The sequence below is a fragment of the Micromonospora sp. NPDC051925 genome (assembly GCF_044548625.1).
Classification (GTDB): domain Bacteria; phylum Actinomycetota; class Actinomycetes; order Mycobacteriales; family Micromonosporaceae; genus Micromonospora.
This window is the reverse complement of record NZ_JBIUCH010000013.1, coordinates 171,804-197,799: the sequence shown is the minus strand read 5'-3', so window position 1 is coordinate 197,799 and position 25,996 is coordinate 171,804. Positions and strand designations below refer to the sequence as shown.

The window sequence follows — 25,996 nt, the reverse complement described above, 5'->3', positions numbered from 1 at the left end:
ATCAGTACGAGTCGACGATGTCGACGCGTACCCCGCGTCCACCGATGGAGCCGATCACCTGGCGCAGCGCCTTGGCGGTCCGGCCGGACCGCCCGATCACCGTGCCGAGATCCTCCGGGTGCACACGGACTTCCAGCCGCTTGCCCCGACGGGAGTCGACCATGCGGACGCGCACGTCGTCCGGGTGGTCGACGATTCCCTTGACCAGGTGCTCCAAGGCGGGACGCAGCGGCATGTCAGGCCTGCTCACCGGCGTCGGCAGCAGCCGGGGCCTCGGCCGGAGCCTCGGTCTTCGGCGTCTCGGCCGGGGCCTCCGCCTTGGCAGCCTTGCGGGCCGGCTTGGCCGGGGTCTCCGGGGCCAAGCCGGCAGCGGCCTTCGCCTCGGCCTCGTACGCCGCCTTGCGGTCGGCGCGCTCGGCCGCGACCTTCAGCGGCGGCGGGGCCGGCAGGCCCTTGAACTTCTGCCAGTCGCCGGTCAGCTCCAGCAGACGCTGGACGGCCTCGCTCGGCTGCGCGCCGACCGAGAGCCAGTACTGGACCCGCTCCGACTTGACCTCGATGATCGAGGGGTCTTCCTTCGGCTGGTACACGCCCACGAACTCGATCGCGCGACCGTCACGCTTGGTGCGCGAGTCGGCGACGACGATGCGGTACTGCGGGTTGCGGATCTTGCCCATCCGCAGGAGCCGGATCTTTACGGCCACAGTTGTTTCGCTCCTGTTGCGATTTCACCGACCCGGCTACGGGCGGTGCACGGGTGAGCGTCGACCGGCACAGTGGGGTTGGGCCGGAGACTGCTCGGGTGGACTGGCGACGCGCCCGGGTTAGAGGGCGCCGAACGCGCGCCGGATACCAGCGACCTATTCTGCCAGATCGCCCGCCAAACCCTCACATCGGCCCGGCCGCCCCCGCCGGCGGGAGGGCCGACTGCCCGGCGGGCGGCCCTCCCGAGTGAGTAACAACACACTCAACGCACGGGTGGGCGGTCCCAGCCGGGCGGCAGACCCGCCGGGGGCGTCCAGTCGGCCGGCGGGGTGAAGTCGCACCAGGTGCCGTCGAACGGGAACTCCCCCGCCTCGACGAGGGCGATCACCCGCTCACCCTCGGCCCGGACCGCCTTCTCGTCGGCCACCCAGTAGTGGTCGGGAAAGGCGAGGCGTTCGACGAACTCCTCCTCGTCCTTCCAGCGCCAACTACGGTCGGGACGGACCACCACGTCCAGGTCCTGGTCGACCACGTCCACCCCGGCCACCGGCCCGTCGTCCCACCGGACGCCGGGCTCCTCCAGATTGACGTACCACTCGGCGAAGCGGTCCTGGGCGTCGCGGAACCACCAGACCGAGTGGGCCGCCCCGGTGGGCAGGAACTCCAGCAGGGGCGGGCCGTCCCACCGGCCCTGGGCCAACCGGTAGGACGAGGTGGTCCACTCGGCGAACGGCATCGCCCGCATGCCCAGGCCCGCCTCGGTGACCTCGTGCGCCACCGGCGAGTCCCGGGCCACCCAGAGCAGCAGCCCCCGGTCGTCGTCGAGGACCACCCGGGCCGGCCGGACCCAGCCGATCCGCCCGTGCCGCACGTTCCGGTGCATGATCAGCCGACCTGGTTCGAAACGCACCCGACCTCCACGTCCGGGAAAGGCCCCCGCGCACCGATCCGCGCGAGAGGCGTCCTTGCGTGCCTCAGTAGGCGCGGGCCAGGATGGCGGTGAGGTCCGGCTCGTCCTCGGTGTCCGGAACGGAGCCGTCGGCGCGCAACAGGCAGCGGACGGTGACGCCCTGACCGTTGGCCTCGGCCTCGCCGGGGACGCCGACGGCCGACCACGGCACCTTGGCCCAACCGGTGGCCGCCGCCTCGATCGCCTCGGCGAGGGTCGACACCTCGACGGTGCGCGACAGCCGGTGGGCGAGCGCCTGGTCGTGCAGCGCCTGCTGGTCGGCCTCCAGGGCCGCCAGGACCGCGCCGACCACGTCCGCGACCGGGGTGGGTGCCTTCGAGCCGTCCGTACGCCGGACCACGACCGCGTTGCCGGCGGCCAGATCGCGGGGGCCGACCTCGACGCGTACCGGATAGCCGCGCAGCTCGGCGTCGACGGCCCGGCGGCCGAACGCGGTGTCGGTGCGGTCGTCGAGCGCGACCCGGACCCCGGCGTCACGCAGCGCGTCGCGCAGCTTGGCCGCCGCCTCGCCGACGCCCTCGCCGTCCTTGACCACCATCAGGTACGCCTGGATCGGGGCCAGCCTCGGCGGCACCCGCAGACCGTTGTCGTCGCCGTGCGCCATGATCAGCCCGCCGAGCATCCGGGTCGAGGTGCCCCAGGAGGTGGTCCAGGCGTGTTCCCGGCCGCCCTCGGCCGAGGAGTAGCTGATGTCGAACGCCTTGGCGAAGTTCTGCCCCAGCTCGTGGCTGGTGCCCAACTGGAGCGCCTTGCCGTCGCCCATCATGCCTTCGCAGGTGTAGGTGGCGGTCGCCCCGGCGAAGCGCTCCCGGGCGGTCTTCAGCCCGACCACCACCGGGATGCCCAGCACGTTGACCATCAGGTCCTCGTACGCCTCGTGCAGGATCCGGCGGGCGTAGGCCCGCGCGTCGTCGCGGGTGGCGTGCGCGGTGTGCCCCTCCTGCCAGAGGAACTCGCTGGTGCGCAGGAAGATCCGCGGGCGCAGCTCCCAGCGGACCACGTTCGCCCACTGGTTGAGCAGCAGCGGCAGGTCCCGGTACGAGTCGATCCACTTGGCCATGAACTCGCCGATCACCGTCTCGCTGGTGGGGCGCACCACCACCGGCTCGGCGAGCTGCTTGCCGCCACCGTGGGTGACCACCGCCAGCTCCGGCGAGAAGCCCTCGACGTGCTGGGCCTCGCGCTTGAGATAGCTCTCCGGGATGAACAGCGGGAAGTACGCGTTCTCCGCGCCGGCCGCCTTGATCCGGGCGTCCATCTCGGCCTGCATCCGCTCCCAGATGGCGTAACCGGCCGGGCGGATGACCATGGTCCCCCGGACCGGGCCGTTGTCGGCCAGCTTCGCCTTGGCGATCAGGTCCTGGTACCAGCGGGGAAAGTCCTCCGCACGGGGAGTGAGCACGCGAGCCATGACCGCACATCCTATGCGCCCCGTTCGGGGCCGACGCGATCGGGCGCGACATCGCCGCATCCGGCGTCGGGCCGGCGCGGTGACGCCTGCTCCCGCCACCTCATGGTGGTGTCGGTGTGGTCAGCGGACCACCCGGCCGCGCAGGATGATCCGGGACGGGTCTCGCACCACGGTCAGGTCACGACGGGGGTCCTCGGGGTAGACGACCAGGTCGGCCAGGCCGCCCTCGACCAGACCGGGAAAGCCGAGCCACTCCCGGGCCCGCCAGGAGGCGGCGGCGATGACGTCCACCGCCGACATCCCGGCCTGCTCGTGCAGCAGCAGCATCTCCTCGGCGGCCAGTCCGTGGTCGATGCCGCCGCCCGCGTCGGTGCCCACGAAGATCGGCACCCCCGCCTCGTGCGCGGCGCGGACCACGGCGGGGAAGCCGTCCCGCAGGGCGAGCATGTGGTCGGCGTACCCGGGGAACCGATCGCGGGCCTGGGCGGCGATGCCGCCGAAGGTGCGAATGTTGATCATCGTGGGGACCAGCGCGGTGCCCTGCCGGGCCATCAGGTCGATCAGGTCGAGGCTCAGGCCGGTGCCGTGCTCCACCGAGTCCACCCCGGCCCGCACCATGATCTCCACGGCCGACTCGCTGAAGGTGTGCACCGCGGCGCGCACCCCGGCGGCGTGCGCGGCGGCCACCGCGGCGGCCATCGTGTCGGCGTCCCAGGCCGGCGCGAGGTCACCGAGGCCCCGGTCGATCCAGTCACCGACCAGCTTGACCCAGCCGTTGCCGGCGGCGGCCTGCGCGGTCACGGTCGCGGCCACCTCCGCCGCGTCGACCTCCAGACCGATGTCGCGCAGGTAGCGCCTCGGCGGGGCCACGTGCCGGCCGGCGCGGGCCAGGCGCGGCAGCTCCGGATCGTCGTCGAGTTCGGGGTACGGGTACGGCGAACCGGCGTCGCGCACCGCGAGCACCCCGGCGTCCCGGTCGGTACGGGCCAGCTCGCGGGCCTGGTCGAGCGAGGTGATCGGGGTGCCACCCCGCGCGATGCCGAGGTGGCAGTGGGCGTCGACCAGGCCGGGCAGCACGAAGCCGCCGTCGGCGACCGTCTCCGCCCCGGGCACCGGGTCGAAGGTGACCCGGTCGCCGTCGAGCCAGATGTCCCGGACCTCGTCGTCGGGCAGGAGCACACCGCGCACATGCAGAGCCATGCGCACAGTCCTACCCGATCACTGCCCGTCGGGGGCGAGCAGGTCGTTCTTCCGGGCGGTCAGCGCCGGCAGGTCGACCGAGACCTTCCACGGCGACTCGGTGACGAACAGGTCCTCGGTGTGGGTGATCTGCTCGTAGTCGCGGCCACCGGCACCGAGCGCGTACTCGGTCAGCGTGATCCGCTCCTGGAGCGGGTCCACCACCCAGTACGAGCGGACCCCGGCGTGCGCGTAGACCTTCGCCTTGTCGTACATGTCGCGGAAGGTGGAGGTCGGCGACACCACCTCCACGGCGAGCAGGGCGTCCTCGACGGGGACGGGCGACCGACCGGCGTGCCTGCGGTGGATGACCACCACGTCGGGCCGAGGCTCGTTGCGGCGGTCGACCCGCATCGACAGGTCGAAGCTCACCAGGTGATCCGACGGGCAGTTGACGCGGAGCGTGAGCAGCAGCTCGACGCACAACTCTTGATGCAGGGCAGTGGGCGACGGCACGATCAACCTTCCGTTGATCAGTTCGTACGGAAGGTCCTTCGGCAGGTCGCCGAGGTCGTCGACCGTCCACTCGTGCCGTTCGGGCAGGATCGGGGCTGCGGTCATGACATCTCCTCCCAAGGGGCAGCAACCACCCTAGGCGACGAAATCGTCGCGCACCGTCACCGACACGCGTCAGCGGGGCCGGTTGTCGCCCTTGCCCAGCTTGTTGAAGTCGATCTTCGGGAGCTTGAAGCCCGGCGGTAGGCCCTGACCGCCGGCCAGGTCGTTCGGGTCCATCCCCGGCGGGAGCTGCGGCATGCCACCCGGGAAGCCGCCCGGCAGCCCGGCACCCGCGCCGCTGCGCGGCCGGTTGCCGCCCTTGGTGCCCTTCCGCTTGTTCTTCGGCGACTTGGTCGCCTTGCGCCGGCCGCCGCCGGGCAGGCCCATCATGCCGCCCATCTGCTTCATCATCTTCTGCGCGTCGGTGAAGCGGTTGAGCAGCTGGTTGACGTCCATCACGGTGACCCCGGAGCCGCCGGCGATGCGGGCCCGACGGGAGCCGTTGATGATCTTCGGGTTGGTGCGCTCGGCCGGGGTCATCGACCGGATGATCGCGGTGACCCGGTCGAAGTGCTTGTCGTCCAGCTCGGCGAGCTGGTCCTTCATCTGCCCCATGCCGGGCATCATGGCCAGCACGTTGGCGATCGGGCCCATCCGCCGCACCGCGATGAGCTGGTCGAGGAAGTCCTCCAGGGTGAACTGCTCACCGCCCATCAGCTTGGCGGTCATCTTCTCCTTCTGATCGGTGTCGAAGGCCTGCTCGGCCTGCTCGATCAGAGTGAGGACGTCGCCCATGCCGAGAATCCGGCTGGCCATCCGGTCGGGGTGGAAGACGTCGAAGTCCTCCAGCTTCTCGCCGGTGGAGGCGAACAGGATCGGCTGGCCGGTGACCTCGCGCACCGACAGCGCGGCGCCACCCCGGGCGTCGCCGTCGAGCTTGGACAGGACCACGCCGGTGATGCCGACGCCGTCCCGGAACGCCTCGGCGGTGCGGACCGCGTCCTGGCCGACCATGGCGTCGATGACGAAGATGACCTCGTCGGGCTCGACCGCGTCGCGGATGTCGGCGGCCTGCTGCATCATCTCGGCGTCGATGCCGAGCCGGCCGGCGGTGTCGACGATGACGATGTCCCGGGCGGCCCGCTTCGCGTGCTCGATCGAGGCGCGGGCGACCTGCACCGGGTCACCGGTGCCGTTGCCGGGCTCCGGGGCGTACACCTCGACGCCGGCGCGGCCACCGAGCACCTGGAGCTGCCCGACGGCGTTGGGGCGCTGGAGGTCGGCGGCGACCAGCAGCGGCTGGTGCCCCTGGGCCTTGAGCCAGCGGGCCAGCTTGCCGGCCAGGGTGGTCTTGCCGGAGCCCTGGAGACCGGCCAGCATGATCACGGTCGGCGGGTGCTTGGCGAACTGGAGCCGTCGCCCCTCGCCGCCGAGCACGTTGATCAGCTCTTCGTTGACGATCTTGACGATCTGCTGGGCCGGGTTGAGCGCCTGGGAGACCTCGGCGCTGCGGGCCCGCTCCTTGACGTTCGCGATGAAGCCCTTGACCACCGGCAGCGCGACGTCCGCCTCCAGCAGTGCCAGGCGGATCTCGCGCGCGGTGGCATCGATGTCGGCGTCGGTGAGCCGCCCCTTGCCGCGGAGCTTGGTGAAGATCCCGGACAGGCGGTCACTCAAGGTGTCAAACACGCGAACATCCCGTTTGTCGTATTCCGGCGGGCACAACGCGGCCGGGCAGGAGTCCAGCCACCGCTAGGGTAGCCCGCCACCCGCCACCGCGCTCCGGCCCGGCCCAGCCGCGCTCCCCGAGGCCCGGAACGCCCCTGATCCGTCAACGTCATCAGCTCGACAGCATCCGTACCCACCCCGCCCGGCTCTCCCCCGCACCACCTGGCAGCAGGGGTAGGCACCACGGGCAGTGGGAGCACGCTTCACGGGCAGCAGAGGCACGCGCCACGGGCATCGCGCGCCCGCGCGCCACGCCGCCACGCACGCCGGGCCGCCCGCACGCCACGTGCGTCCGCGCTCCCCCGGCGGGCCAGCGCCCCCGCCTGCCGGCACGTCCGTCCCTACTCACACCGCGGCCAGCACCGCTGCCTCCAGCCGGGCCCGCTCGGCGTCGTCGGGCCAGCCGCCCACCAGGTAGAAGGCGTCCACCACGTCGCCACCGAGGGTGGAGATCCGGGCCGCGCGGACCTGCGCGCCGGCCTCGTCCAACGCGCAGGTCACCCGGTAGAGCAGGCCGGCGGCGTCGGCGGCGCGCAACTCCAGCAGCACCGCGTCGGTGGCCGCCTCCCGGTGCCACACCACCCGGGGAGCGGCGCCCTCGGCCCGAGCGGCGAGGGCCCGGCCCCGCAGCCGCTGGGTCACCGAGACGTCACCGTTGACCGCGCGCCGCAGGTCGGTGCTGAGCGCGATCGGATCGGGGGCGAGCCCGTAACGGGGCTGCACCCGGCATTCCACCAGGGCCCGGCCGTCGACGGTGGAGGCGTCGGCGGCGATCACCTCCAGGCGGTGCAGGGCCAGGCAACCGGCCACCGTGGCGAGCAGGCCACGTCGGTCGGCGGCGGCCACCGCCACCACGTCCTCGGTCAGGTGGACGACCGGCAGCGGTCCGGCCACCAGCGCCGGGTCGGGGGCCGGTGGCGCGGGCAGCGCGCCGGTGTCCAGCGCGGTGCGTACCCGGGAGACCAGCTCGGCGACGAGCCGGCCCTTCCAGTCCGACCAGGCCGCCGGGCCGGTGGCGGCGGCGTCGGCCCGGACCAGGGCATGCAGCAGGTCCAACGTGGTGGTGTCACCGACCCGCTCGGCCACCCCGGCGATCGTCTTCGGATCGGCCAGGTCGCGGCGGGTGGCCACGTCGGGCAGGAGCAGGTGCAGCCGGACCAGGGTGCCGATCAGCGCCGCCTCGTCGGCGGGCAGGCCGATCCGGGTGGCCACCGCCTCGGCGATCGGGGCGCCCACGATGCTGTGGTCCGCAGGAGCGCCGGCGTCACCGTCGACACCCCCGCCCGGCAGCCCCTTGCCGATGTCGTGCAGGAACGCGCCGACCAGCAGCAGGTCGGGTCGGTCCACCTCACGGGTGTGCCGGCTCGCCTCGTGGGCCGTCTGCACCAGGTGCCGGTCCAGGGTGAACCGGTGCACCGGGTTGTGCTGGGGCAGGCTGCGCAGTCGGGTCCACTCGGGCAGCCAGCCGTCGATCAACCCGTACCGGTCGCAGGTCTCCCAGGCGGGCACCAGGCCGGGACCGGCCCCGAGCAGGGTGATCAGCGCGGCCCGGGCGGCCGGCGGCCAGGGCGCGGGCAGCGGTGGGCAGTACGCGGCCAACCACTCGCAGGTGGCGCGGGCGATCGGCAGCCGGGTGGTGGCCGCGGCGGCGGCGATCCGCAGCGACAGGCTCGGGTCGGGGCGGGCCCCGATGGCGGTACGGGCGAGCACCAGTTCCCCGTCGTGTTCGACCACGTCCCGGGCCACCGGGCGGCGCAGCGGCCGACCGTCGGCTCCCCGGCGGCGGCCGGAGCGGAGCCGGTCGGCGGCCCGCCAGGCGTCGTCGAGGGCGTGGCTGACGGTGCGCGCGTCGCCGGCCACCCGGCGCAGCAGGGCGTCGCCGTCGCCGGCCTCCGCCCGGGGCCCCGCGTCGGCGGCGTCGGACGCCGGCTGACGCAGGCCGAGCAGCGCGGCCACCCCGGCGCGTTCCTGGGCGACCAGCCGGTCGACCCGACGGCCCACCTGCTGGTGCAGGGCGTCGCGGGTGTCCAGCAGCCGCCGGTGCGCGGCGCGGACGGCGGGGCGCAGCGCGTCGGTGATCCCGGCGGTGGCGATGGCCCGCAGGATGCCCACGTCACGCAGCCCGCCGGCGGCCTCCTTGAGGTCGCCTTCGAGGAGGAAGGCCAGCTCCCCGTGGGTACGCCAGCGCACCTCGGTGATCTCCCGCAGAGCGGGCAGCTGACGGACGGCGGTACGCCGCCAGTGGTCGGTGGCGGTGCGGGTGAGGGTGTCGGCGAGCGTCCGGTCACCGGCGACGAACCGGGCGTCGAGCAGGGCGAGGGCGACCTTGACGTCGTCCTGGGCCACCGACAGCGCCTCGGCGAGGGTGCGGACCGAATGGTCGAGGCGAACCCCGGCGTCCCAGATCGGGTACCACAGCGAGGCCGCCAACTCGTCCACCCCGGCCACCCCGGCGTGCAGCAGCACGAGATCGAGGTCCCCGTACGGCGCGCACTGCCGCCGCCCGAGCCCGCCCACGGCGATCAGCGCGATGCCCGCCCGCTCCGGCAGGAGCCCGGAGAGCCACGAGTCGAACGCCCCCGCCCGCCCCACCCGAGCCGGTTCCCCGATCCCCCCGGGTACCCCGACGACCCCGTTGACCAAGAGGTTTGCGTCTCCGTCGCCGATGTCGTCCGACGCATTCCTCTTGATCAACGAGGTCATCTGGTTGGTCCTCCTACAGGGCGTCGAGGCCGCGTTCGCCGGTACGGACCCGGACGACCTCTTCCACGCCGGTCACCCAGACCTTGCCGTCACCGATCTTGCCGGTCCGGGCGGCGGCCACGATCGCGTCGACCACCTTGTCGACGTCCATCTCGTCGGTGAGCACCTCGACCCGGATCTTGGGCAGGAACTCGACCGTGTACTCGGCACCCCGGTAGACCTCGGTGTGCCCCTTCTGACGCCCGTACCCCTGGACCTCGCTGACGGTCAGGCCGGCCACGCCGAGGGCGTGCAGGGCCTCCTTCACCGCGTCCAGTTGGTACGGCTTGATGACCGCGGTCACCAGCTTCATGTCCAAGCCCTCCATTCTCCGAACGTTATCCGGCGACCTTCTCGTCCACCGGCGCGGTGGCCGGCTCGGGGGCCTCCGGGGAGGCCGGCTTCGCGCCGCCCGGGGTGATCCCGGCCATCGCGAACGCCCCACCACCGGCACCGCCGGTGCTCGGGGACAGGTCGTAGCCGCTCTCCGCGTGCTCGGTGATGTCGATGCCCTCGACCTCGTCGTCGGCCTTGACCCGGAAGCCGAGGGTCTTGTCGATGACGAAGGCGAGCACCCAGGCGACACCGAACGACCAGACGGTCACGATCAGGCCGGCGAGGGCCTGGCGGCCGAACTGGGTCACGCCGCCGCCGTAGAACAGGCCGTCGGAAGCGCCGACCACGTCGCTGATCGCGGCGTTGACCGAGTTGGTGGCGAACAGGCCGAGCCAGAGCGACCCGATCCAACCGCCGACGAAGTGCACGCCGACCACGTCGAGCGAGTCGTCGTAGCCGAGCTTGTACTTCAGGCTGATGGCGAGCGCGCAGACCACACCGGCGACGATGCCGAGCAGGACTGCCGCCCAGGGGGCGATGAAACCACAGGCCGGGGTGATGGCGACCAGACCCGCGACGGCACCGGACGAGGCACCGACCATGGTCGGCTTCTTGTCCTTGATCCACTCCACCGCGATCCAGCCGAGCACCGCCGCGGCGGTGGCCAGCTGGGTGTTGATGAAGGCCAGACCGGCGACCGAGTCGACCGTCAGCTCCGAACCGGCGTTGAACCCGAACCAGCCGAACCAGAGCAGACCGGCGCCGAGCGCGACCAGCGGGATGTTGTGCGGCTTCATGCCCTCACGCGGCCAACCGAGCCGCTTGCCGAGCACCAGGGCGACGGCGAGGGCCGCCGCACCGGCGTTGATGTGCACCGCGGTGCCACCGGCGAAGTCCAGCGCGTGGATCTTGGCGCCGATGATGCCGCCGCCCCACACCCAGTGGGCGACCGGGAAGTAGACCAGGGTGGCCCAGCCGAAGGCGAACAGCAGCCAGCCGCCGAACTTGGCCCGGTCGGAGATCGCGCCGCTGATCAGCGCGACGGTGATCACCGCGAAGACCATCTGGAACGCCATGAACACGTACAGCGGGACGCCGATGCCGCTGGGGTTCTCCGCCGTGGCACCCCACAGGTCGGTCTCGGCGAGGAAGGTCTTGGTGCCCAGGTACGCACCGGGGTCGCCCCAGAAACCGTTGACGTCGGTCCCGAAGGCGATGCTGAAACCGTAGAACCACCACAGAACAGAGATGAGTCCGATGGCGGAGAAGCTCATCATCATCATGTTGAGCACGCCCTTGGCCCGGTTGAGGCCGCCGTAGAACAGCGCCAGTCCCGGGGTCATGAGCAGCACGAGAGCGGTCGAAACCAGCAGCCAAACGGTGTTGCCGCCGTCGATCGTCGGTGCTTCAGGCACGCTGGCCTCCTAAAGGTGAAGTTCCCTCCTTCGCGGCTTCCGGGGCAGCGTCGCCCGTACGCCGGTTGCGCGGAAGCTTGGTCGGCGGCTGTTTCCTGTACCGACACCCCTCGATTTCCGACACGTGACGGGTTGTTTCCGGCGTGTGAAGAACCGCGATCATGAAACTCGGAAAACGAAAGAGTGGCCGTTCCGGCAGCGAACGGCCACTCTTCCGCCGATGGCGACCAGTCGGAGGGGTGGTCCGGGTGATCGGCGCGTGGGGTTACCGGGCCTGGCTCGCGTGGGGCGTGCCGGGCCGGGCGCGCGCAGGGACCGCGCTCGGCGCGCGCGGGGGTGCGCCGCGCTTGGCTCGCCGTGGTGGCCGGGCTCGGTGCGCGGGGGTGTGTCGGCTCAGCGCAGGGCGTACTCCAGGGCGTGCCGCTCGTAGTCGAGCAGGCGCAGGTCGCGCATCGGGCGACGGAGGTGGCCCTTGTGCACGATCCGGACGAACGCCGGCTCCCCCGCGGCGGCCATCCGGCGGATGCCCTCCACGTGGTCGACGATCCGCTTGCGGATGGTCCGGATCAGCCGGTGCCGGTCCCGGGGGATCAACCCGTACGCGTCGGCGAACAGGCGCAGCCGGCGGGGCCGGTCCGGGTGCTTCCAGCCGAGCGTGATCGAGTCCCGGTCGGCGAAGATCGGCACCCAGGTCCAGGCCGCGTACGCCACGTCGTAGATGCGGGCACCGGGCGAGGCGAGGTCGAAGTCGATCAGTCCGAGGGTGCCGTCCGGCCGCCAGATCACGTTGTGCGGGGCGGCGTCGTGGTGGCAGATCACCTCGGTGTCCGGCGGCGGCGGCCCGAACGAGCGCCAGACCGCGCCGGACGGCGGGGCGAAACCGTACTGGGCGTCGTGGAACATCCGCAGCATGGTGGCCACGGTCACCAGCGCCTCGTCGGTGACCCAGTGCGGGGCCAGCGGGTACTCCCCGCACTCCCCCTCCAGGTACGACAGCACCTCGCGGTTGCGCTCGTCCATGCCCAGCGCCCGGGGAGCGCCGGTGAACCCGACGTACTCCAGGTGGCGCAGGAGGGCGTGCACCGACGGGGTCCACGGGCCGGCGTTGCGCCGGACGGTGTCGCCGACCCGTACCACGGTGCTCACGTTCCCGCCGTGCAGCGGGATCTCCTGCGAAGTCACGTACGGTCTCCCCAGGCCCGGTGCCGCATGGCGGGGGTCACGCCACCCGGCGTACGCGCGATCGTCGTTGCTCACCGCGAGGTTACGCGTCCCGGGCGAGCGGCTCGGTGCCGAGCAGCGCATCGACGAACTGCGCCGGGTCGAACGGGGCCAGGTCGTCCGCGCCCTCGCCGAGGCCGACCAGCTTGACCGGGATGCCGAGCTTGCGCTGGACGGCGATCACGATGCCCCCCTTGGCCGTCCCGTCGAGCTTGGTCAGCACCACGCCGGTCACGTTGACCACCTCGGTGAAGACCCGGGCCTGTTCCAGCCCGTTCTGACCGGTGGTGGCGTCCAGGATCAGCAGGGTCTCGTCGATCGGGCCGTGCTTCTCCACCACCCGCTTGACCTTGCCCAGCTCGTCCATCAGGCCGATCTTGTTCTGCAACCGGCCGGCGGTGTCGATGAGCACGGTGTCGGTGCCGGCGTCGATGCCCCGGCGGACCGCGTCGAAGGCCACGCTGGCCGGGTCGGCGCCCTCGGCGCCACGGACCGTCTCGGCGCCGACCCGGCCGCCCCAGGTCTCCAACTGGTCGGCGGCGGCGGCCCGGAAGGTGTCGGCCGCGCCGAGGGTGACCGAGCGCCCGTCGGCGACCAGCACCCGGGCGATCTTGCCGCAGGTGGTGGTCTTGCCGGCGCCGTTGACCCCGACCACCAGCAGCACCGCCGGCAGGCCGTCCCGACCGGTGGTGCGCAGCGACCGGTCCAGGCTCGGGTCGAGGGCGTTGACCAGTTCGGCGGCGAGCAGGTCGCGCAGCTCACCGGCGGAGCGGGTGCCGAGCACCCGGGTCCGCTCGCGGAGCCGGTCGACGATGTCCCGGGTGGCGTCGATGCCGACGTCGGCGGTGATCAGGCTGTCCTCGATCTCCTCCCAGGCGTCCTCGTCCAGGTGGTCCCGGGCGAGCAGGCCGAGCAGGCCCTTGCCGAAGGCGTTCTGTGAGCGGGACAGCCGGGAACGCAGCCGGACCAGCCGGCCGGCGGTCGGCTCGGGAACCTCCAGCGGCGGCGCCGACACCACGGGCGACTCGACCAGGACACCGGTGGACAGGTCGGACTCCGCCGCCTCGACGGGGGGACCGGCCAGCTCCTCCTCGGCCCGGGTGTCGACCTCGGTCTGCGGCAGCGGGGGTTCGGCACGCCGGCGCAGCCGGGGCACCACCAGGCCGAGGCCGCCGAGGATCAGCACGCCGAGCAGGGCGAGTGCGACGAGGAGGTAATCCGTCATGCCGAAATCCTGTCAGATGGCCGCGACGGCGTCCCACTCACCGCCGCCGGAGGTGAGCGAGCTGCGGGTACGCTCGCCGCTGCCGGGGGTGACCCGCCCGCCCACGGGGTAGAAAAGATGAATCGTCTTCTCCTCGGAGGTGCCGCCCATGCCCGAGCCGCGTCTGCTCATCGGCCCGTTGCTGCGCCGGGTCGTCGGCACCCGGGCGACGGTGTGGGTGGAGACCAGCGGGCCCGCGGTGGTCACCGTCCGCACGGCCGAGGGCGTCACCGGCTCCGCGCCGACCTTCTCCGCGTACGACCACCACTACGCGCTGGTGGTGGTGGAGGGGCTCACCCCGGATCACGCCACCAGCTACGAGGTGCTGGTCGACGACGAGGTGGTCTGGCCGGCACCCCGCGACGGCTTCCCGCCGAGCGTGATCCGGACCAGGGCGACCGACGACCGGGACCAGCCGGTCAGCCTGATCTTCGGGTCGTGCCGGGAGACCACCCAGCACTCCACCACCCGGCGGTTACCCCCGGACGCGCTGGACGCGTACGCCCGGCGGTTGATGGCCGCGCCCGACCCGGACGACCTGCCCGACCTGCTGGTGCTCCTCGGTGACCAGGTCTACGCCGACGTCACGTCGCCCACGGTCAAACGGCTGCTCAAGCGACGCCGGCGGCGGCCGAAGGACGCCCCGGTCGACCAGGTGGTCAGCTTCGACGAGTACACCAAGCTCTATCTGGAGTCGTGGCGCGACCCGGAGATCCGCTGGCTGCTCTCCACCGTGCCGAGCGTGATGATCTTCGACGACCACGAGGTGATCGACGACTGGAACACCTCCCGGTCGTGGCGGGCCGAGATGCGCCTCCAGCCCTGGTGGGCCGAGCGGATCCGCAGCGGCCTGGCCTCCTACTGGGTCTATCAGCACCTGGGCAACCTGGCCCCGGACGAGATCGCCGCCGACCCGCTCTACGCGAAGGTGGTCGCCGCCGGGGACGCCACCGACGTGCTGCGTGAGTTCGGCGAACGGGTCGACCGGGAGGCGGACGAGGCGCACGACACCGAGCGCTGGCGGGCCGTGCAGTACCAGTGGAGTTACGCGCTGGACCTGGGCCGGACCCGGCTGGTCATGCTGGACAACCGGTGCAGCCGGGTGCTCGAACCGGGCGGCCGGGCGATGCTGCCCGCCGGCGAGTGGTCCTGGTTCCTGGATCGGGCGCACGGCGTCTACGACCACCTGGTGATCGGGGCGTCGCTGCCCTGGCTGCTGCCGCCGGGCATCCACCACGTCGAGGCGTGGAACGAGAAGCTGGCCGACTCCGGCCGGCCGTGGGTGGCCGGGCTCGCCGAGAAGCTGCGTCGCGCCCTCGACCTGGAGCACTGGGCCGCGTTCCGCCACTCGTTCGACGCCCTCGGCGCGCTCTTCGTCCGGTTGGGCAGCGGTACGCCGGGCACGCCCGGGGACCGGGTCGGCGCCGGACCCGCCTACCCTGCGCCAGCGTCGATCAGCGTGCTCTCCGGCGACGTGCACCACTCGTACGTGGCCCGCGCCCGGTTCGACGACCCGGGGGTGCGTACCCCGGTGCACCAGCTCACCTGCTCGCCGATCCACAACCAGGTGCCGGCGGCGATGCGCCCGCTGATGAAACTGGGCTGGAGTGCGGGGCCGGCGGCGGCCACCCGGGCGCTGGCCCGGTCCGCCGGGGTACGCCGCCCGACGGTGCGCTGGAAGAAGCTGGCCGGCCCGTACTTCGGCAACGCGGTCAGCACGCTGCGACACACGGGGCGGGACGCCGAGGTGCTGATCGAGGGCACCACCAGCGACGGGCACCTGCGTGAGGTGGCCCGGCAGAAACTCTCCTCGGAGAAGTGACGAACGGCACGTACGCTCGGTCCCGTGGACGATCATCTGCCGGAGACGATGCGCGTGCTGGAGCACGAACTGGCGGCGCTGCTCCGCCGGGGCCGGGCACTCTCCCTGGAGATCGCCCGGGAGGTGCACCCCAACCTGGAGCCGAACGCGTACGGCCTGCTGCTCTGGCTACGCCGGTCCGGCTCGACCCGGCTCACCGACCTGGCCGTCCTGCTGGGCATCGGCAAGGGCACGCTGAGCCGGCAGATCCAGGGGCTGGAGACGCTGGGGCTGGTGCGCCGCGATCCGGACCCGGCCGACCGGCGGGCGGCGCAGCTACGGCTGACCGAGGAGGGCACCCGGCGTTTCGACGCGGCCCGGTCGGCCCGGATGGAACAGATCAGCCGGTCCATGGAGAAGTGGCCGAAGCGGGACGTCGAGGAGTTCGCCCGGCTGATGCACCGGTTCAACGAGACCTTCTGACGCTCCGACGCTCCACCCCTCGGCCCGCCCCGGGCGGAATAGAACCTCGTCACGTCCGGTTGTTGCTTGAGGCAACAAACGCCTACGGTTGCCCGAGGTACCCTTTCCCTTCCCCGGAGGCAGCAACGATGACCCAGGCGACAGCGCCCACCCGGGCGACCGCCGTCGAGATGACCCACCGGCAGATCCTGGAGGCCCTCTCCGGACTGCTGCTGGGCATGTTCGTCGCGATCCTCTCCTCCACGGTCGTCTCCAACGCGCTGCCGCGGATCATCACCGAGCTCAAGGGCGGCCAGTCCGCCTACACCTGGGTGGTCACCTCGACCCTGCTGGCGACCACCGCGACCACCCCGATCTGGGGCAAGCTCGCCGACCTGACCAGCAAGAAGATCCTGGTCCAGCTCTCGCTGACCATCTTCGTGCTGGGCTCCGTGCTGGCCGGCCTGTCCCAGTCCACCGAGCAGCTCATCGCCTGCCGGGTGCTCCAGGGCGTCGGGGCCGGCGGCCTCACCGCGCTGGCCCAGGTGATCATGGCGACGATGATCGCGCCCCGGGAACGCGGCCGGTACAGCGGCTACCTCGGCGCGGTGATGGCCCTCGGCACCATCGGTGGCCCGCTCATCGGCGGCGTCATCGTCGACACCTCCTGGCTCGGCTGGCGCTGGTGCTTCTACGTCGGCGTGCCGTTCGCCATCGCCGCCCTGGTGGTGCTCCAGAAGACCCTGCACCTGCCCGTGGTCAAACGTCAGGTGAAGATCGACTGGTGGGGCGCCACCCTGATCACCGCCGCCGTGTCGCTGCTGCTGGTCTGGGTCACCCTGGCCGGCGACAAGTACGACTGGCTCTCCTGGCAGAGCGCCGTCATGGTGCCCGGCGCCATGCTGCTCGGTGTGCTCGCCGTACGGGTGGAGAACCGGGCCAGCGAGCCGATGATCCCGCCCCGGCTGTTCCGCAACCGGACCATCACCCTCGCCGTCGTCGCCAGCATCGCCGTCGGCGTGGGGATGTTCGGCGCCTCGGTCTTCCTCAGCCAGTACTTCCAGATCAGCCGGGGCGAGAGCCCGACCATGTCCGGTCTGATGACCATGCCGATGATCCTCGGCCTGCTGGTCTCCTCCACCGTCGTCGGCCGGATCATCACCAGCACCGGCCGCTGGAAGCGCTACCTGGTCGCCGGGTCGGCGCTGCTCACCGCCGGCTTCGCGCTGATGGGCACGATCCGCTACGACACCCCGTACTGGCACCTGAGCATCTACATGGCGCTGATCGGTCTCGGGCTCGGCATGACCATGCAGAACCTCGTCCTCGCCGTGCAGAACACCGTCGGCACGCACGAACTCGGCGCGGCCAGCTCGGTGGTCGCCTTCTTCCGCAGCCTCGGCGGCGCGATCGGCGTCTCCGTGCTCGGCGCGGTCCTCGGCCACCGGGTCAAGGACTACATCGCCGACGGCCTGGCCGCGCGGGGCATTCCGGGCACCGGCTCGGGCAGCGGCGGCGTGCTGCCGAACGTGCACACCCTGCCGGGGCCGGTCCGCACCGTGGTGGAGAGCGCCTACGGCCACGGTGCCGGCGACATCTTCCTGGCCGCCGCCCCGTTCGGGCTGATCGCCCTGATCGCGGTGATCTTCATCAAGGAGATCCCGCTGCGCCAGCACAACGGTGACCCCCTGACCGACACCGTCGACCAGGAGTCCACCGTCGCGGCGGGCGGTGGGGCGGCGGTGGTCCGCACCCGGGACTGACCCGGTCAGCCTCCCCGCCGAGCGCGAGAGGCAACAGTGCCCGCCGGGCCTCTGAGCGGGAAGCACAGGGGCCCTGCCGACTACACGACGGCGAATACCGGTCGCGGGCTGTCGGACCGGACGGCGAGGATGCCGACATGACGTGGAGAGCACCGGAGATCACCCGGAAGAACGAACCGTACGTCGGCGACGAGCGCACCATGCTCGAGGGCTGGCTCGACTTCCACCGGCAGACCCTGCTGCTGAAGTGCGCCGGCCTGACCGCCGAACAGCTCAAGACCGCCAGCGTCGAGCCGTCCGGGCTGACCCTGCTCGGCCTGGTCCGGCACATGGCCGACGTGGAACGGTCGTGGTTCCGCCAGCGGGCCGCCGGCGAACAGCTGCCCGACCTGTACGACTACACGACCGATCGGGACGCCGACTTCCACGACCTGGCCGACGCCGACGCGGAGGCCGCCCTCGCCACCCTCCAGGCCGAGATCGATGCCGCCCGGACGGCGGCCACCGACCGCTCGCTGGAGGACACCTTCGAGCTGCCCCGGGGCGACCGGACGGCGACGATCAGCCTCCGCTGGGTCTACCTGCACATGATCGAGGAGTACGCCCGGCACAACGGCCACGCCGACCTGATCCGCGAACGCCTCGACGGCGTCACCGGCGACTGACCCGCCGGGAAGATGGTGGGTCGCCGACGTGGCGGCGTCACCCGGACCAGGACGCCGCCACCTCGCCGAACACCCGACGGCCCGCCGGAGCCGGGTCAGTACGCCAGCGCCGCCCTCAGGTAGCGCAGCCCCGCCGGCCCGTCCCACCGGTACGCCGACAGCCCGGCCGCGCGGGCCCCCCGGATCGCCCAGTCCTCGTCGTCGACGAAGAGCACCCGGGCGGGCGGGGTCTCCAGTGCCGCGCAGGCCGCCTGGAAGTACTCCTTCGCCGGCTTGTGCACCCCGACGACCGAGGAGTTGACCACCACGTCCAGCTCGCCGACCAGGCCCAGCACGGCGAGGTCGGTGTCGAGCAGGTCGGTGGCGTTGGTGCCGAGCCCGACCCGGACCCCGCCGGCCCGTGCCTCGCGGACGAACGCCAGCACCTCGGCGTCGACCTCACCCCGGTAGCGCTGCCACTGCTCCACCGCCGCGCGGGCCCGCCCCGGCCCGACCGACTCGGTCAGCGCGTCGGCCACGCTGGACACCCAGTCGGCATGGCTGACCTGGCCGGTCAGCACCGGTTGGAGCCGTCCCCAGTGCATGGCGATCTCGCCGAACACCCCCTCGGAGAGGCCGTACTCCCGCTCGATGCCGGCGGCCACCGCCGGGTCCCAGCGGCGGAGCACGCCGTCGAAGTCGAGCAGGAGCGCCGTCGGCCGTTCCCGTGCCACTACTGATTCTCCTCAGTTCGGTCGGACCGCTCGTCGTCGGTCCGGTTGAGCCGTTGGCTGATCACCTGGGTGACCCCGCTGCGCATGGTCACGCCGTAGAGCGCGTCGGCGATCTCCATGGTCCGTTTCTGGTGGGTGATGACGATCAACTGGCTCTTCTCCCGCAGCTGGGCCAGCAGGGTGATCAACCGGCCCAGGTTCACGTCGTCGAGGGCCGCCTCCACCTCGTCCATGATGTAGAACGGGCTGGGCCGGGCCCGGAAGATCGCCACCAGCATCGCCACCGCGGTCAACGACCGTTCGCCGCCGGAGAGCAGCGACAGCCGCTTGATCTTCTTGCCGGGCGGCCGGGCCTCCACCTCCACGCCGGTGGTGAGCAGGTCGTCGGGCTCGGTGAGGATCAGCCGGCCCTCACCGCCGGGAAAGAGCACGGTGAAGACCTGCTCGAACTCGCGGGCGGTGTCGGCGAACGCGCTGGCGAACACCTCCAGGATCCGCTCGTCGACGTCCTTGACCACGGTGAGCAGGTCACGCCGGGTGGCCTTGAGGTCCTCCAGCTGTTCGGAGAGGAACTTGAACCGCTCCTCCAGCGCGGCGAACTCCTCCAGCGCCAGCGGGTTGACCTTGCCGAGCAGGGCCAACTCCCGTTCCGCCTTGGCGGCCCGCTTCTCCTGCACCGGCCGCTCGTAGCGGACCGGCTCGGGCACCGGCAGGCCGTCCCGCTCGGCCGTCGCCACGTCCACCTGGGTCGGCGGTACGGGCTGCGTCGGGCCGTACTCGGCGACCAGGGTCTCCACGTCCAGGCCGAAGTCCTCGGCAGCCTTGGCCTCCAACTGCTCGATGCGCAACCGCTGCTCGGCGCGGGCCACCTCGTCCCGGTGCACCTGGCTGGTCAACCGCTCCAGCTCCGCGCCGAGCCGCTTCGCCGCGCCGCGTACCTCCTGGAGTTCGGCCTCCCGGGCGGCGCGTTCGCGGGCGACCGCGTCGCGGTGCTCCTCGGCCCGCGCGATGGACGTGCCGAGCCGGGTCAACGCCTCGCGGGCACCGCCTACCACGGCGCGGGCGATCGCCGCGCCCCGGGTCCGCGCCGCCCGCCGGGCCGCCGCCCGCTCCCGGGCCGCACGCTCGGCGCTGGCCTGCCGGGCCAGCGAGTCGGCCCGACCGGCGATCGAGGCCACCCGCTCCTCGGCGGTACGCACCGCGAGCCGGACCTCCATCTCGTTCTGCCGGGCCCGGGGCACCATCGCGGCGAGCTGGTCCCGCTCCTCGGTGGAGGGCTCCGCGTCGATCGGGGTGTCCTCGGCGAGCCGCAGCCGCTCCGCCAGCTCGGCGAGGGCAGCCAGGTCGCGTTCCCGGGCCGCCTCGGCGCGGGACCGGCTCTCGCCCAGCCGGTCGGTCTCCGCCTTCGCCGACCGGGCCGCCGCGCCCAGCTCGGCCAACCGGCGGGCGGCGGCGTTGCGGTGGCTCTCCGCCTCCCGTTTCGCGGCGGCGGCGTGCTGCACCGCCTCCTTGGCGGCGGCCACCTCGGCACGGGCGTCGACGAGTTGGTCGCGCAGCTCGGCACCGGTCCGCTCGGCGGTGAGCCGGTTGGTCCGGGCCTCCTCCACGGCGGCCTGCACCTCGATGAAGCTGGCCGCCTTGGCCGACCCGCCGGCAGCCGCGTACGCCCCGACCACGTCGCCGTCCGGGGTGACCGCGCGCAGTTCCGGGTTGCCGGCGACCAGCTCGGCGGCGGCGGCGAGGTCGTCGACGAGCGCCACGTCGCGCAGCGCCCGGTACACGGCGGGACGCAGCTCGGGGGTGCACTCCACCAGGTCCGGGGCCCACCGGGCGGCCTGCGGCAGCCTGGGGCGCAGCGCGTCGGCGGAGCCGGTCATGCCGGGGCCGGCGGGGCTGCCGACCAGCAGACCGGCCCGGCCGGCGTCGGAGATCTTCAGCAGCCGCATCGCCTCGACGGCCTCGTCGACCCCGCTGACCGCGACCGCGTCGGCGAGCCCGCCGAGCGCGGCGGCGAGGGCCGCCTCGTGGCCGGCGGCGACGGTGAGCAGCCCGGCCAGGCTGCCCAGCAGGCCGGGTACCTCGTCGGCGCGGGCGAGCAGCGCCCCGGCGCCGTCCTTGCGCCGCAGGCCGAGGGCGAGCGCCTCCTCGCGGGCCTTCCAGGTGGCGGCGTCCTTCTCGGCGGCCCGCTCGGTGTCGGCAAGCGCCCGGACGGTGGCCTGCGCCCGCTCGTGGACGGCGACCGCCTCGGCGTGCCGGTCGTCGAGTTCGGCGTTGTCCCGGTCGGCCTCGGTGGACTGTTCGGCCACCGCGTCCAGCTCGGCCTGGGCCTGGTCGGCGCGGGCCAGGGCGTCGGCGTGCGCGGCGGCGAGCCGGTCGATCTCCTCGCCGGCGCTGGTGGTGCGGGCCCGTGCCGAGTTCACCTGACCGGTCAGCCGGGCCAACCCCTCGCGCCGGTCGGCGATCGCCTTGGCGGCGGCGACGAGTTCCCGTTCGGCGGCGGCGAGCTGGCGTTCCAGCTCCTGCCGGTGCTCGACCGCCTCGGCGAGCCGGATCTGGTCGTCGGTGAGCGCCGCGCGCAGCTCCTCCTCCTGCTCACGGACCCGCTGCGACTCGGCCTCCAACTGGTCGGGGTCGCGGCCGGGGCGCTCGTCGTCGCCGGTGGCGCTGAGGTGGCGCAGCCGTTCCCGGGCCAACTGCTCCACCGAACGGAACCGTTCGGAGAGGGCGGAGAGCTTGTACCAGGTGTCCTGGGCGGCGGCGAGCAGCGGCGCGTCCTCGGCGAGGGCCGCCTCCAGCTCACCGAGACGGCCCTGGACCTCGGTGTGCTCGCCCTCGATCTGCTCACGTCGCTCGCGCAGCGCCGTCTCGTCGGCGATCTCCTTGTCCAGGGTGGCCCGCAGGGTGTGCAGGTCGTCGGCGAGCAGCCGGAGCCGGGCGTCGCGCAGGTTGGCCTGGATGGCGGCGGCCCGGCGGGCCACCTCGGCCTGCCGGCCCAGCGGCTTGAGCTGGCGGCGCAGCTCGGCGGTGAGGTCGGTCAGCCGGTTGAGGTTCACCTGCATCGCGTCGAGCTTCCGCAGCGCCTTCTCCTTGCGCTTGCGGTGCTTGAGGACGCCGGCCGCCTCCTCGATGAACGAGCGGCGGTCCTCCGGCTTGGCGTGCAGCATGCCGTCGAGCCGGCCCTGGCCGACGATGATGTGCATCTCCCGGCCGATGCCGGAGTCGCTGAGCAGCTCCTGGATGTCGAGCAGGCGACACGAGTCGCCGTTGATCTCGTACTCGCTCTCGCCGGAGCGGAACATCCGGCGGGTGATGGAGACCTCGGTGTACTCGATCGGCAGCGCGCCGTCGGTGTTGTCGATGGTGAGGGTGACCTCGGCCCGACCCAACGGCGCCCGCCCGGCGGTGCCGGCGAAGATGACGTCCTCCATCTTGCCGCCCCGCAGCGCCTTCGCGCCCTGCTCGCCCAGCACCCAGGCGATGGCGTCGACGACGTTGGACTTGCCGGAGCCGTTCGGGCCGACCACGCAGGTGATCCCGGGCTCCAGCTTCAACGTCGTGGCGGAGGCGAAGGACTTGAACCCCTTCACCGTCAGGCTCTTGAGATGCACCTTCTCGATCCTCGTCCGGTGGCCACCGCAGGCGTCGCGGGCTGCGCGGACCTGGTGAACCCGCAGACTAACCCGTCGGTACGGGGTCGCCGGCACGCGACCCGCCCCGCCCCCGATGACGGGCCCCACCCCGCCGGAAAATGTCCGGGTGTGTTGTGCCACATCGGCACCCAAGATCGCGAATTGGCGGACCGGCGAAATACGTCGAAGACAGCACTGCGCGCCGGCACGAATGTGTCGGCGCGCTTTTTCGCGGTGGTGCTGTTCAGTTTTGTCTGCGTACCCGAAGATCAGGTGAGCGCCGGCTCGGCCAGTCGGAGGAGGTCGTCCACCTCCGCCGCAGCCGCCGCGAGCCGATCATTGTCGGCACGCAGGCGCGTGATCTCGAACTCCAGGGCCTGGACCCTGGAACGCAGTCGGGTGACCTCGTCGAGCAGACGCCGGTCGGGCGCTGCACCTACGTGGCCGTAGAGGGCCTTCGCCATGCTGACTCCTTGATATGCGCTGCCGGAAAAGCCGGCCAACGCGCGCCCATTTCGTGTTCGCGACTACTACCAGGCCACCGAAATTCGGGCGTGGCTGGGCGCGACTGGCGACATCTACATATTGAGCGACAACCCCGCGTTCGTCAAGTTCTCGCAGGCCGTAGATCATCTCTACGTCTACCCTGTCCACCTGCCGGGGGGCCGCAAGGCTCGGACACTCTCTGTCCGGACTTCCTGACTCTACGCCTTCCGAAGCGGGTATGGTCAACCTGGATGCCTGTCTCGCCTTAACTCTTCCTTAGCCACATTGCTGCTGTTCCCGTCGCCGCCGTAGCGTCACCCCGGCCCGCAATCGACCCGTGGAGGCGACAGGCGTGTACGGCTGGACCGATCCGAACGACCCGGACGCCGCATACCGACGGCCTCAGCCGTCGACGGACGACCCGGCCTGGCTGACCGACCGCCCCGAGCCCCGCTCGGCGTACCTCTTCGGTGACGGACCGGCGCAGGACGGACCGGCGTACGACCGGCCGGGTGCCGGCGGGGCCGACGCCCCCGCCGGGCGCTTCGAGGCCGCGCCGGACCGCTGGGGCGACCCGGCCGGGCCACCTCCCTCGGCGGCGTCCGGTGACCACTGGCCCGACGCCCCGCGCGGCCAGCACCCGACGGAGCCGACCGGGCAGTGGCACCACGACGAGCAGGCCGGCCAGTGGTCACCCGAGCCGACCGATCGGTGGCGGGACGAGCCGACCGGGCAGTGGACCGGTGAGCCGACCGGGCAGTGGACCGGTGAGCCGACCGGGCAGTGGACCGACGAGCCGGCCCGGCACCGGCAGGGCGAACAGGCCGGGCCATGGCAGGACGAACAGACGGGCCAGTGGGGGGACCAGCAGACCGGCCAGTGGCACGAGCAACAGACCGGTCAGTGGCACGAGCAGCAGGGCGGCCAGCAGAGCGACGGGACGGGTTGGGCCGCCGCACACGGCGACCCCTGGGACGCCGGACAGGTCGGGCAGCAGGCGTACCCGGCCGGAGCCGGGCCGGTGGACATCGACGTCGACCGGGATGCGACCGCGCTCGCCCCGGCGGTCGCGCCGGCCGCCAGGCGTCCGACGGCGAACGACCGCACCCGGCCGCGCCGCCGGCTGAAGCGTCCACTGCTCATCGGCGGGGCCGCCGCTGCGGCCACCCTGGTGGTGAGCCTCGGCATCGGCGCGCTGGTGCTGCCCGACGACGAGCAAGCCGACCGGACCGCCCTCGACGAGCCGGTGGCCACCGCTCCGGTCGTGCCGGACACCGTGCCGAGCACCGACGCCCCGGCCTCCCCCAGCCCGTCCCCGAGCCCGTCGGCGTCCCCGAGCCCGTCGCCGAGCAAGACCGCCCGGCCGACACCCACCCCGAGCCGGACCCAGGCGGCGTCCCGGCAGACCGCCCGGGGTGGCAACATCCCCACCGCGGCGACCACCACCCGGGCCGCGGTGAGCGGGGGTGGGGGCAGCCAGGTCCAGCAGGTCGTCGACCTGGTCAACGCCGAACGGGCCAAGGCCGGCTGCGCCGCTGTCAAGGTCGACGACAAGCTCACCCTCGCCGCCCAGCAACACAGCCAGGACCAGGCCGACCACAAGAGCATGACGCACACCGGCAGCGACGGCAGCGACGCCGGTCAGCGGCTGGACCGGGCCGGCTACTCCTGGCGCACCTACGGCGAGAACGTCGCCTGGAACCAGCAGACCCCGGCTGCGGTGATGGACGCCTGGATGAACAGCTCCGGCCACCGGGCCAACATCCTCAACTGCGCGTTCACCGAGATCGGTGTCGGCGTGGCCAGCAGCAACGGGCCGTACTGGACGCAGGACTTCGCCGCTCCCCGCTGAACGGGACGGCCCACGCCTCCCGGTGACGACGTGACCGCGTCGTCGCCGGGAGGCGTTCGTTTGACCTGGTGAGGCGTGCGGCGGGCACCGCACGGGATCCGGGAGCTGCCAATGCGCATCCGGCTGCCAACGTCCGCGACGCGCGGCGGGCGGCCCACCGGGCCCGTCCGGCCGCCGCGGAAACACCCGGCCCGCCGGGCACTGCCGGCTGCCGTGGCACTCGCCCTGCTGACCCCGGTGTACGCCTGCCGTCCCGACCTCGGGCCGCCCGGCGCACCGACCCCCTGGCCGCCTGCTGCCGCTCGGCAGTGGCGGTGGCAGTGGCAGCTCACCGGTCCGGTCGACACCACCGTCGACGTCGACGTCTTCCTCCTCGACCCGGTCCGGGTGAGCACCGCCGAGACGGACGCGCTGCGTCGACGGGACCGGCGGCTGGTCTGCCACGTGCCCGTCGGGACGTACACCGGAACCGATCCGGACGCCGACCGCTTCCCGGCGGCGGTCCGCGGCGGCCCGGCCGGGCGGACCGGGAGCCGCTGGCTGGACGTCCGGCGGTGGGACCTGCTGCATCCCGTCCTGGCCGATCGGTTCCGGCTCTGCCGGGGCAAGGGCTTCGGCGCGGTGGCCCTCGTCGACGCCGACGGGTACGCCCACCGGTCCGGCTTCCCGTTCGACTTCGACGACCAGTTGGCGTTCAACCGACGGTCGGCCGTGCTGGCCCGCACCCTGGGCCTCTCCCCCGGCCTGGTCGGCGACGTCGGCCAGGTGGCCGCACTGGCACCGGACTTCGACTTCGTGGTCAACGAGGAGTGCGTCCGGCTGCGCCACTGCGCCAAGTTGCTCCCCTTCGCCGACGCGCACAAACCGGTGTTCCACGTCGAGTACACCGGCGACCCGGCGCGGTTCTGCGTGACCACCGTCGGCTACGGCTTCGCCTCGATCCGCAAGAACCGCGCCCTGGACGCCTGGCGGGCGCCCTGCCCCACCGCCCCGAATCCGGCCAGCGCCACGCCGGGTTGACCCGGACCGGAGCTGCGGTCCGGGTCACCCGTACGGCCGACCACCGGGGCGGGACGGTCGATCACCGGACGGCCGG

The 25,996-nt window shown here is 72.7% G+C and carries 22 protein-coding genes; 6 read left to right on the top strand and 16 right to left on the bottom strand.

Annotated features, from left to right (window positions below; genetic code table 11):
* Position 1: 1 nt before the first annotated feature.
* The 13 genes from ACIG87_RS19590 to ACIG87_RS19530 form a co-directional block, all read right to left on the bottom strand.
* A complete protein-coding gene (locus tag ACIG87_RS19590; RefSeq protein WP_172862164.1) occupies positions 2–262 on the bottom strand; it encodes an RNA-binding protein in 261 nt (86 codons plus the stop codon).
* Positions 237–704 carry a 30S ribosomal protein S16 gene (gene rpsP / locus ACIG87_RS19585; RefSeq protein WP_396852073.1) on the bottom strand — a complete coding sequence of 156 codons (468 nt, stop codon included), beginning with the start codon at positions 702–704 and terminating at the stop codon, positions 237–239. The genes ACIG87_RS19590 and rpsP overlap by 26 nt, the downstream gene beginning before the upstream one ends.
* 263 nt (positions 705–967) lie before the next feature.
* Entirely contained in the window at positions 968–1,615 is a 648-nt protein-coding gene (locus ACIG87_RS19580; protein WP_396852071.1) for a DUF402 domain-containing protein, read from the bottom strand.
* 64 nt (positions 1,616–1,679) lie between these two features.
* Positions 1,680–3,086 (bottom strand): proline--tRNA ligase, encoded by a 1,407-nt coding sequence (proS, locus tag ACIG87_RS19575; RefSeq protein ID WP_396852070.1) that lies wholly within the window; start codon positions 3,084–3,086, stop codon positions 1,680–1,682.
* Between the two features lie 120 nt (positions 3,087–3,206).
* Positions 3,207–4,286 (bottom strand): amidohydrolase family protein, encoded by a 1,080-nt coding sequence (locus ACIG87_RS19570; protein ID WP_396852069.1) that lies wholly within the window; start codon positions 4,284–4,286, stop codon positions 3,207–3,209.
* Between the two features lie 18 nt (positions 4,287–4,304).
* Positions 4,305–4,886 (bottom strand): Uma2 family endonuclease, encoded by a 582-nt coding sequence (locus ACIG87_RS19565; RefSeq protein WP_396852067.1) that lies wholly within the window; start codon positions 4,884–4,886, stop codon positions 4,305–4,307.
* 69 nt (positions 4,887–4,955) lie between these two features.
* A complete protein-coding gene (gene ffh, locus ACIG87_RS19560; RefSeq protein WP_396852066.1) occupies positions 4,956–6,512 on the bottom strand; it encodes a signal recognition particle protein in 1,557 nt (518 codons plus the stop codon).
* 384 nt (positions 6,513–6,896) lie between these two features.
* Entirely contained in the window at positions 6,897–9,254 is a 2,358-nt protein-coding gene (locus tag ACIG87_RS19555) for a [protein-PII] uridylyltransferase (RefSeq protein WP_396852064.1), read from the bottom strand.
* 13 nt (positions 9,255–9,267) lie between these two features.
* Complete coding sequence (locus ACIG87_RS19550; RefSeq protein ID WP_067307311.1) at positions 9,268–9,606, bottom strand: P-II family nitrogen regulator; 339 nt, start codon at positions 9,604–9,606, stop codon at positions 9,268–9,270.
* Between the two features lie 25 nt (positions 9,607–9,631).
* Positions 9,632–11,044 carry an ammonium transporter gene (locus ACIG87_RS19545; RefSeq protein ID WP_396852062.1) on the bottom strand — a complete coding sequence of 471 codons (1,413 nt, stop codon included), beginning with the start codon at positions 11,042–11,044 and terminating at the stop codon, positions 9,632–9,634.
* A gap of 393 nt (positions 11,045–11,437) precedes the next feature.
* Positions 11,438–12,349: a phosphotransferase gene (locus ACIG87_RS19540; protein WP_396852060.1), complete on the bottom strand. Its 912-nt coding sequence runs from the start codon at positions 12,347–12,349 to the stop codon at positions 11,438–11,440.
* Entirely contained in the window at positions 12,309–13,490 is a 1,182-nt protein-coding gene (gene ftsY, locus ACIG87_RS19535; RefSeq protein ID WP_396852058.1) for a signal recognition particle-docking protein FtsY, read from the bottom strand. The genes ACIG87_RS19540 and ftsY overlap by 41 nt, the downstream gene beginning before the upstream one ends.
* A gap of 12 nt (positions 13,491–13,502) precedes the next feature.
* A complete protein-coding gene (locus ACIG87_RS19530; RefSeq protein WP_396852056.1) occupies positions 13,503–13,661 on the bottom strand; it encodes a hypothetical protein in 159 nt (52 codons plus the stop codon).
* Between ACIG87_RS19530 and ACIG87_RS19525 the strand changes: the two genes are divergently transcribed.
* The 4 genes from ACIG87_RS19525 to ACIG87_RS19510 all read left to right on the top strand — a co-directional run bounded on the left by ACIG87_RS19525 (position 13,639) and on the right by ACIG87_RS19510 (position 18,220).
* Positions 13,639–15,351, top strand: coding sequence for an alkaline phosphatase D family protein (locus ACIG87_RS19525; protein WP_396852054.1), 1,713 nt, complete (start codon positions 13,639–13,641; stop codon positions 15,349–15,351). The genes ACIG87_RS19530 and ACIG87_RS19525 overlap by 23 nt on opposite strands.
* A 24-nt stretch (positions 15,352–15,375) precedes the next feature.
* Entirely contained in the window at positions 15,376–15,813 is a 438-nt protein-coding gene (locus ACIG87_RS19520) for a MarR family winged helix-turn-helix transcriptional regulator (protein WP_396852053.1), read from the top strand.
* A 128-nt stretch (positions 15,814–15,941) separates the two neighbouring features.
* On the top strand, positions 15,942–17,555 hold the full coding sequence (locus ACIG87_RS19515) for an MDR family MFS transporter (RefSeq protein ID WP_396852052.1): 1,614 nt from the start codon (positions 15,942–15,944) through the stop codon (positions 17,553–17,555).
* A gap of 137 nt (positions 17,556–17,692) precedes the next feature.
* Entirely contained in the window at positions 17,693–18,220 is a 528-nt protein-coding gene (locus tag ACIG87_RS19510) for a DinB family protein (protein ID WP_396852051.1), read from the top strand.
* Positions 18,221–18,315: 95 nt separating this feature from the next.
* Here ACIG87_RS19510 and ACIG87_RS19505 read toward each other — a convergent pair whose 3' ends face one another.
* From ACIG87_RS19505 to ACIG87_RS19495, 3 genes are all read right to left on the bottom strand, one after another.
* Positions 18,316–18,933 (bottom strand): HAD family hydrolase, encoded by a 618-nt coding sequence (locus ACIG87_RS19505; RefSeq protein WP_396852050.1) that lies wholly within the window; start codon positions 18,931–18,933, stop codon positions 18,316–18,318.
* Positions 18,933–22,541 (bottom strand): chromosome segregation protein SMC, encoded by a 3,609-nt coding sequence (gene smc, locus ACIG87_RS19500; RefSeq protein WP_396852049.1) that lies wholly within the window; start codon positions 22,539–22,541, stop codon positions 18,933–18,935. The genes ACIG87_RS19505 and smc overlap by 1 nt, the downstream gene beginning before the upstream one ends.
* Positions 22,542–22,831: 290 nt before the next feature.
* A complete protein-coding gene (locus tag ACIG87_RS19495; RefSeq protein ID WP_067305353.1) occupies positions 22,832–23,026 on the bottom strand; it encodes a hypothetical protein in 195 nt (64 codons plus the stop codon).
* A gap of 359 nt (positions 23,027–23,385) precedes the next feature.
* On the opposite strand from ACIG87_RS19495, the gene ACIG87_RS19490 reads away from it, so the two are divergent.
* Positions 23,386–24,900, top strand: a complete 1,515-nt coding sequence (locus ACIG87_RS19490) for a CAP domain-containing protein (RefSeq protein WP_396852048.1) — start codon at positions 23,386–23,388, stop codon at positions 24,898–24,900.
* A gap of 213 nt (positions 24,901–25,113) precedes the next feature.
* Positions 25,114–25,920, top strand: coding sequence for an endo alpha-1,4 polygalactosaminidase (locus ACIG87_RS19485; RefSeq protein WP_396852046.1), 807 nt, complete (start codon positions 25,114–25,116; stop codon positions 25,918–25,920).
* The last annotated feature ends 76 nt before the right edge of the window (positions 25,921–25,996 follow it).

Coding starts and splice junctions, on each gene's coding strand:
- proS (WP_396852070.1), bottom strand. CDS start 3,086: ATGGCTCGCGTGCTCACTCCCCGTGCGGAGGACTTTCCCCGCTGGTAC.
- ACIG87_RS19570 (WP_396852069.1), bottom strand. CDS start 4,286: ATGGCTCTGCATGTGCGCGGTGTGCTCCTGCCCGACGACGAGGTCCGG.
- ACIG87_RS19565 (WP_396852067.1), bottom strand. CDS start 4,886: ATGACCGCAGCCCCGATCCTGCCCGAACGGCACGAGTGGACGGTCGAC.
- ACIG87_RS19555 (WP_396852064.1), bottom strand. CDS start 9,254: ATGACCTCGTTGATCAAGAGGAATGCGTCGGACGACATCGGCGACGGA.
- ACIG87_RS19550 (WP_067307311.1), bottom strand. CDS start 9,606: ATGAAGCTGGTGACCGCGGTCATCAAGCCGTACCAACTGGACGCGGTG.
- ACIG87_RS19540 (WP_396852060.1), bottom strand. CDS start 12,349: ATGCGCTGCTCGGCACCGAGCCGCTCGCCCGGGACGCGTAACCTCGCG.
- ftsY (WP_396852058.1), bottom strand. CDS start 13,490: ATGACGGATTACCTCCTCGTCGCACTCGCCCTGCTCGGCGTGCTGATC.
- ACIG87_RS19525 (WP_396852054.1), top strand. CDS start 13,639: ATGCCCGAGCCGCGTCTGCTCATCGGCCCGTTGCTGCGCCGGGTCGTC.
- ACIG87_RS19530 (WP_396852056.1), bottom strand. CDS start 13,661: ATGAGCAGACGCGGCTCGGGCATGGGCGGCACCTCCGAGGAGAAGACG.
- ACIG87_RS19515 (WP_396852052.1), top strand. CDS start 15,942: ATGACCCAGGCGACAGCGCCCACCCGGGCGACCGCCGTCGAGATGACC.
- ACIG87_RS19510 (WP_396852051.1), top strand. CDS start 17,693: ATGACGTGGAGAGCACCGGAGATCACCCGGAAGAACGAACCGTACGTC.
- ACIG87_RS19495 (WP_067305353.1), bottom strand. CDS start 23,026: ATGGCGAAGGCCCTCTACGGCCACGTAGGTGCAGCGCCCGACCGGCGT.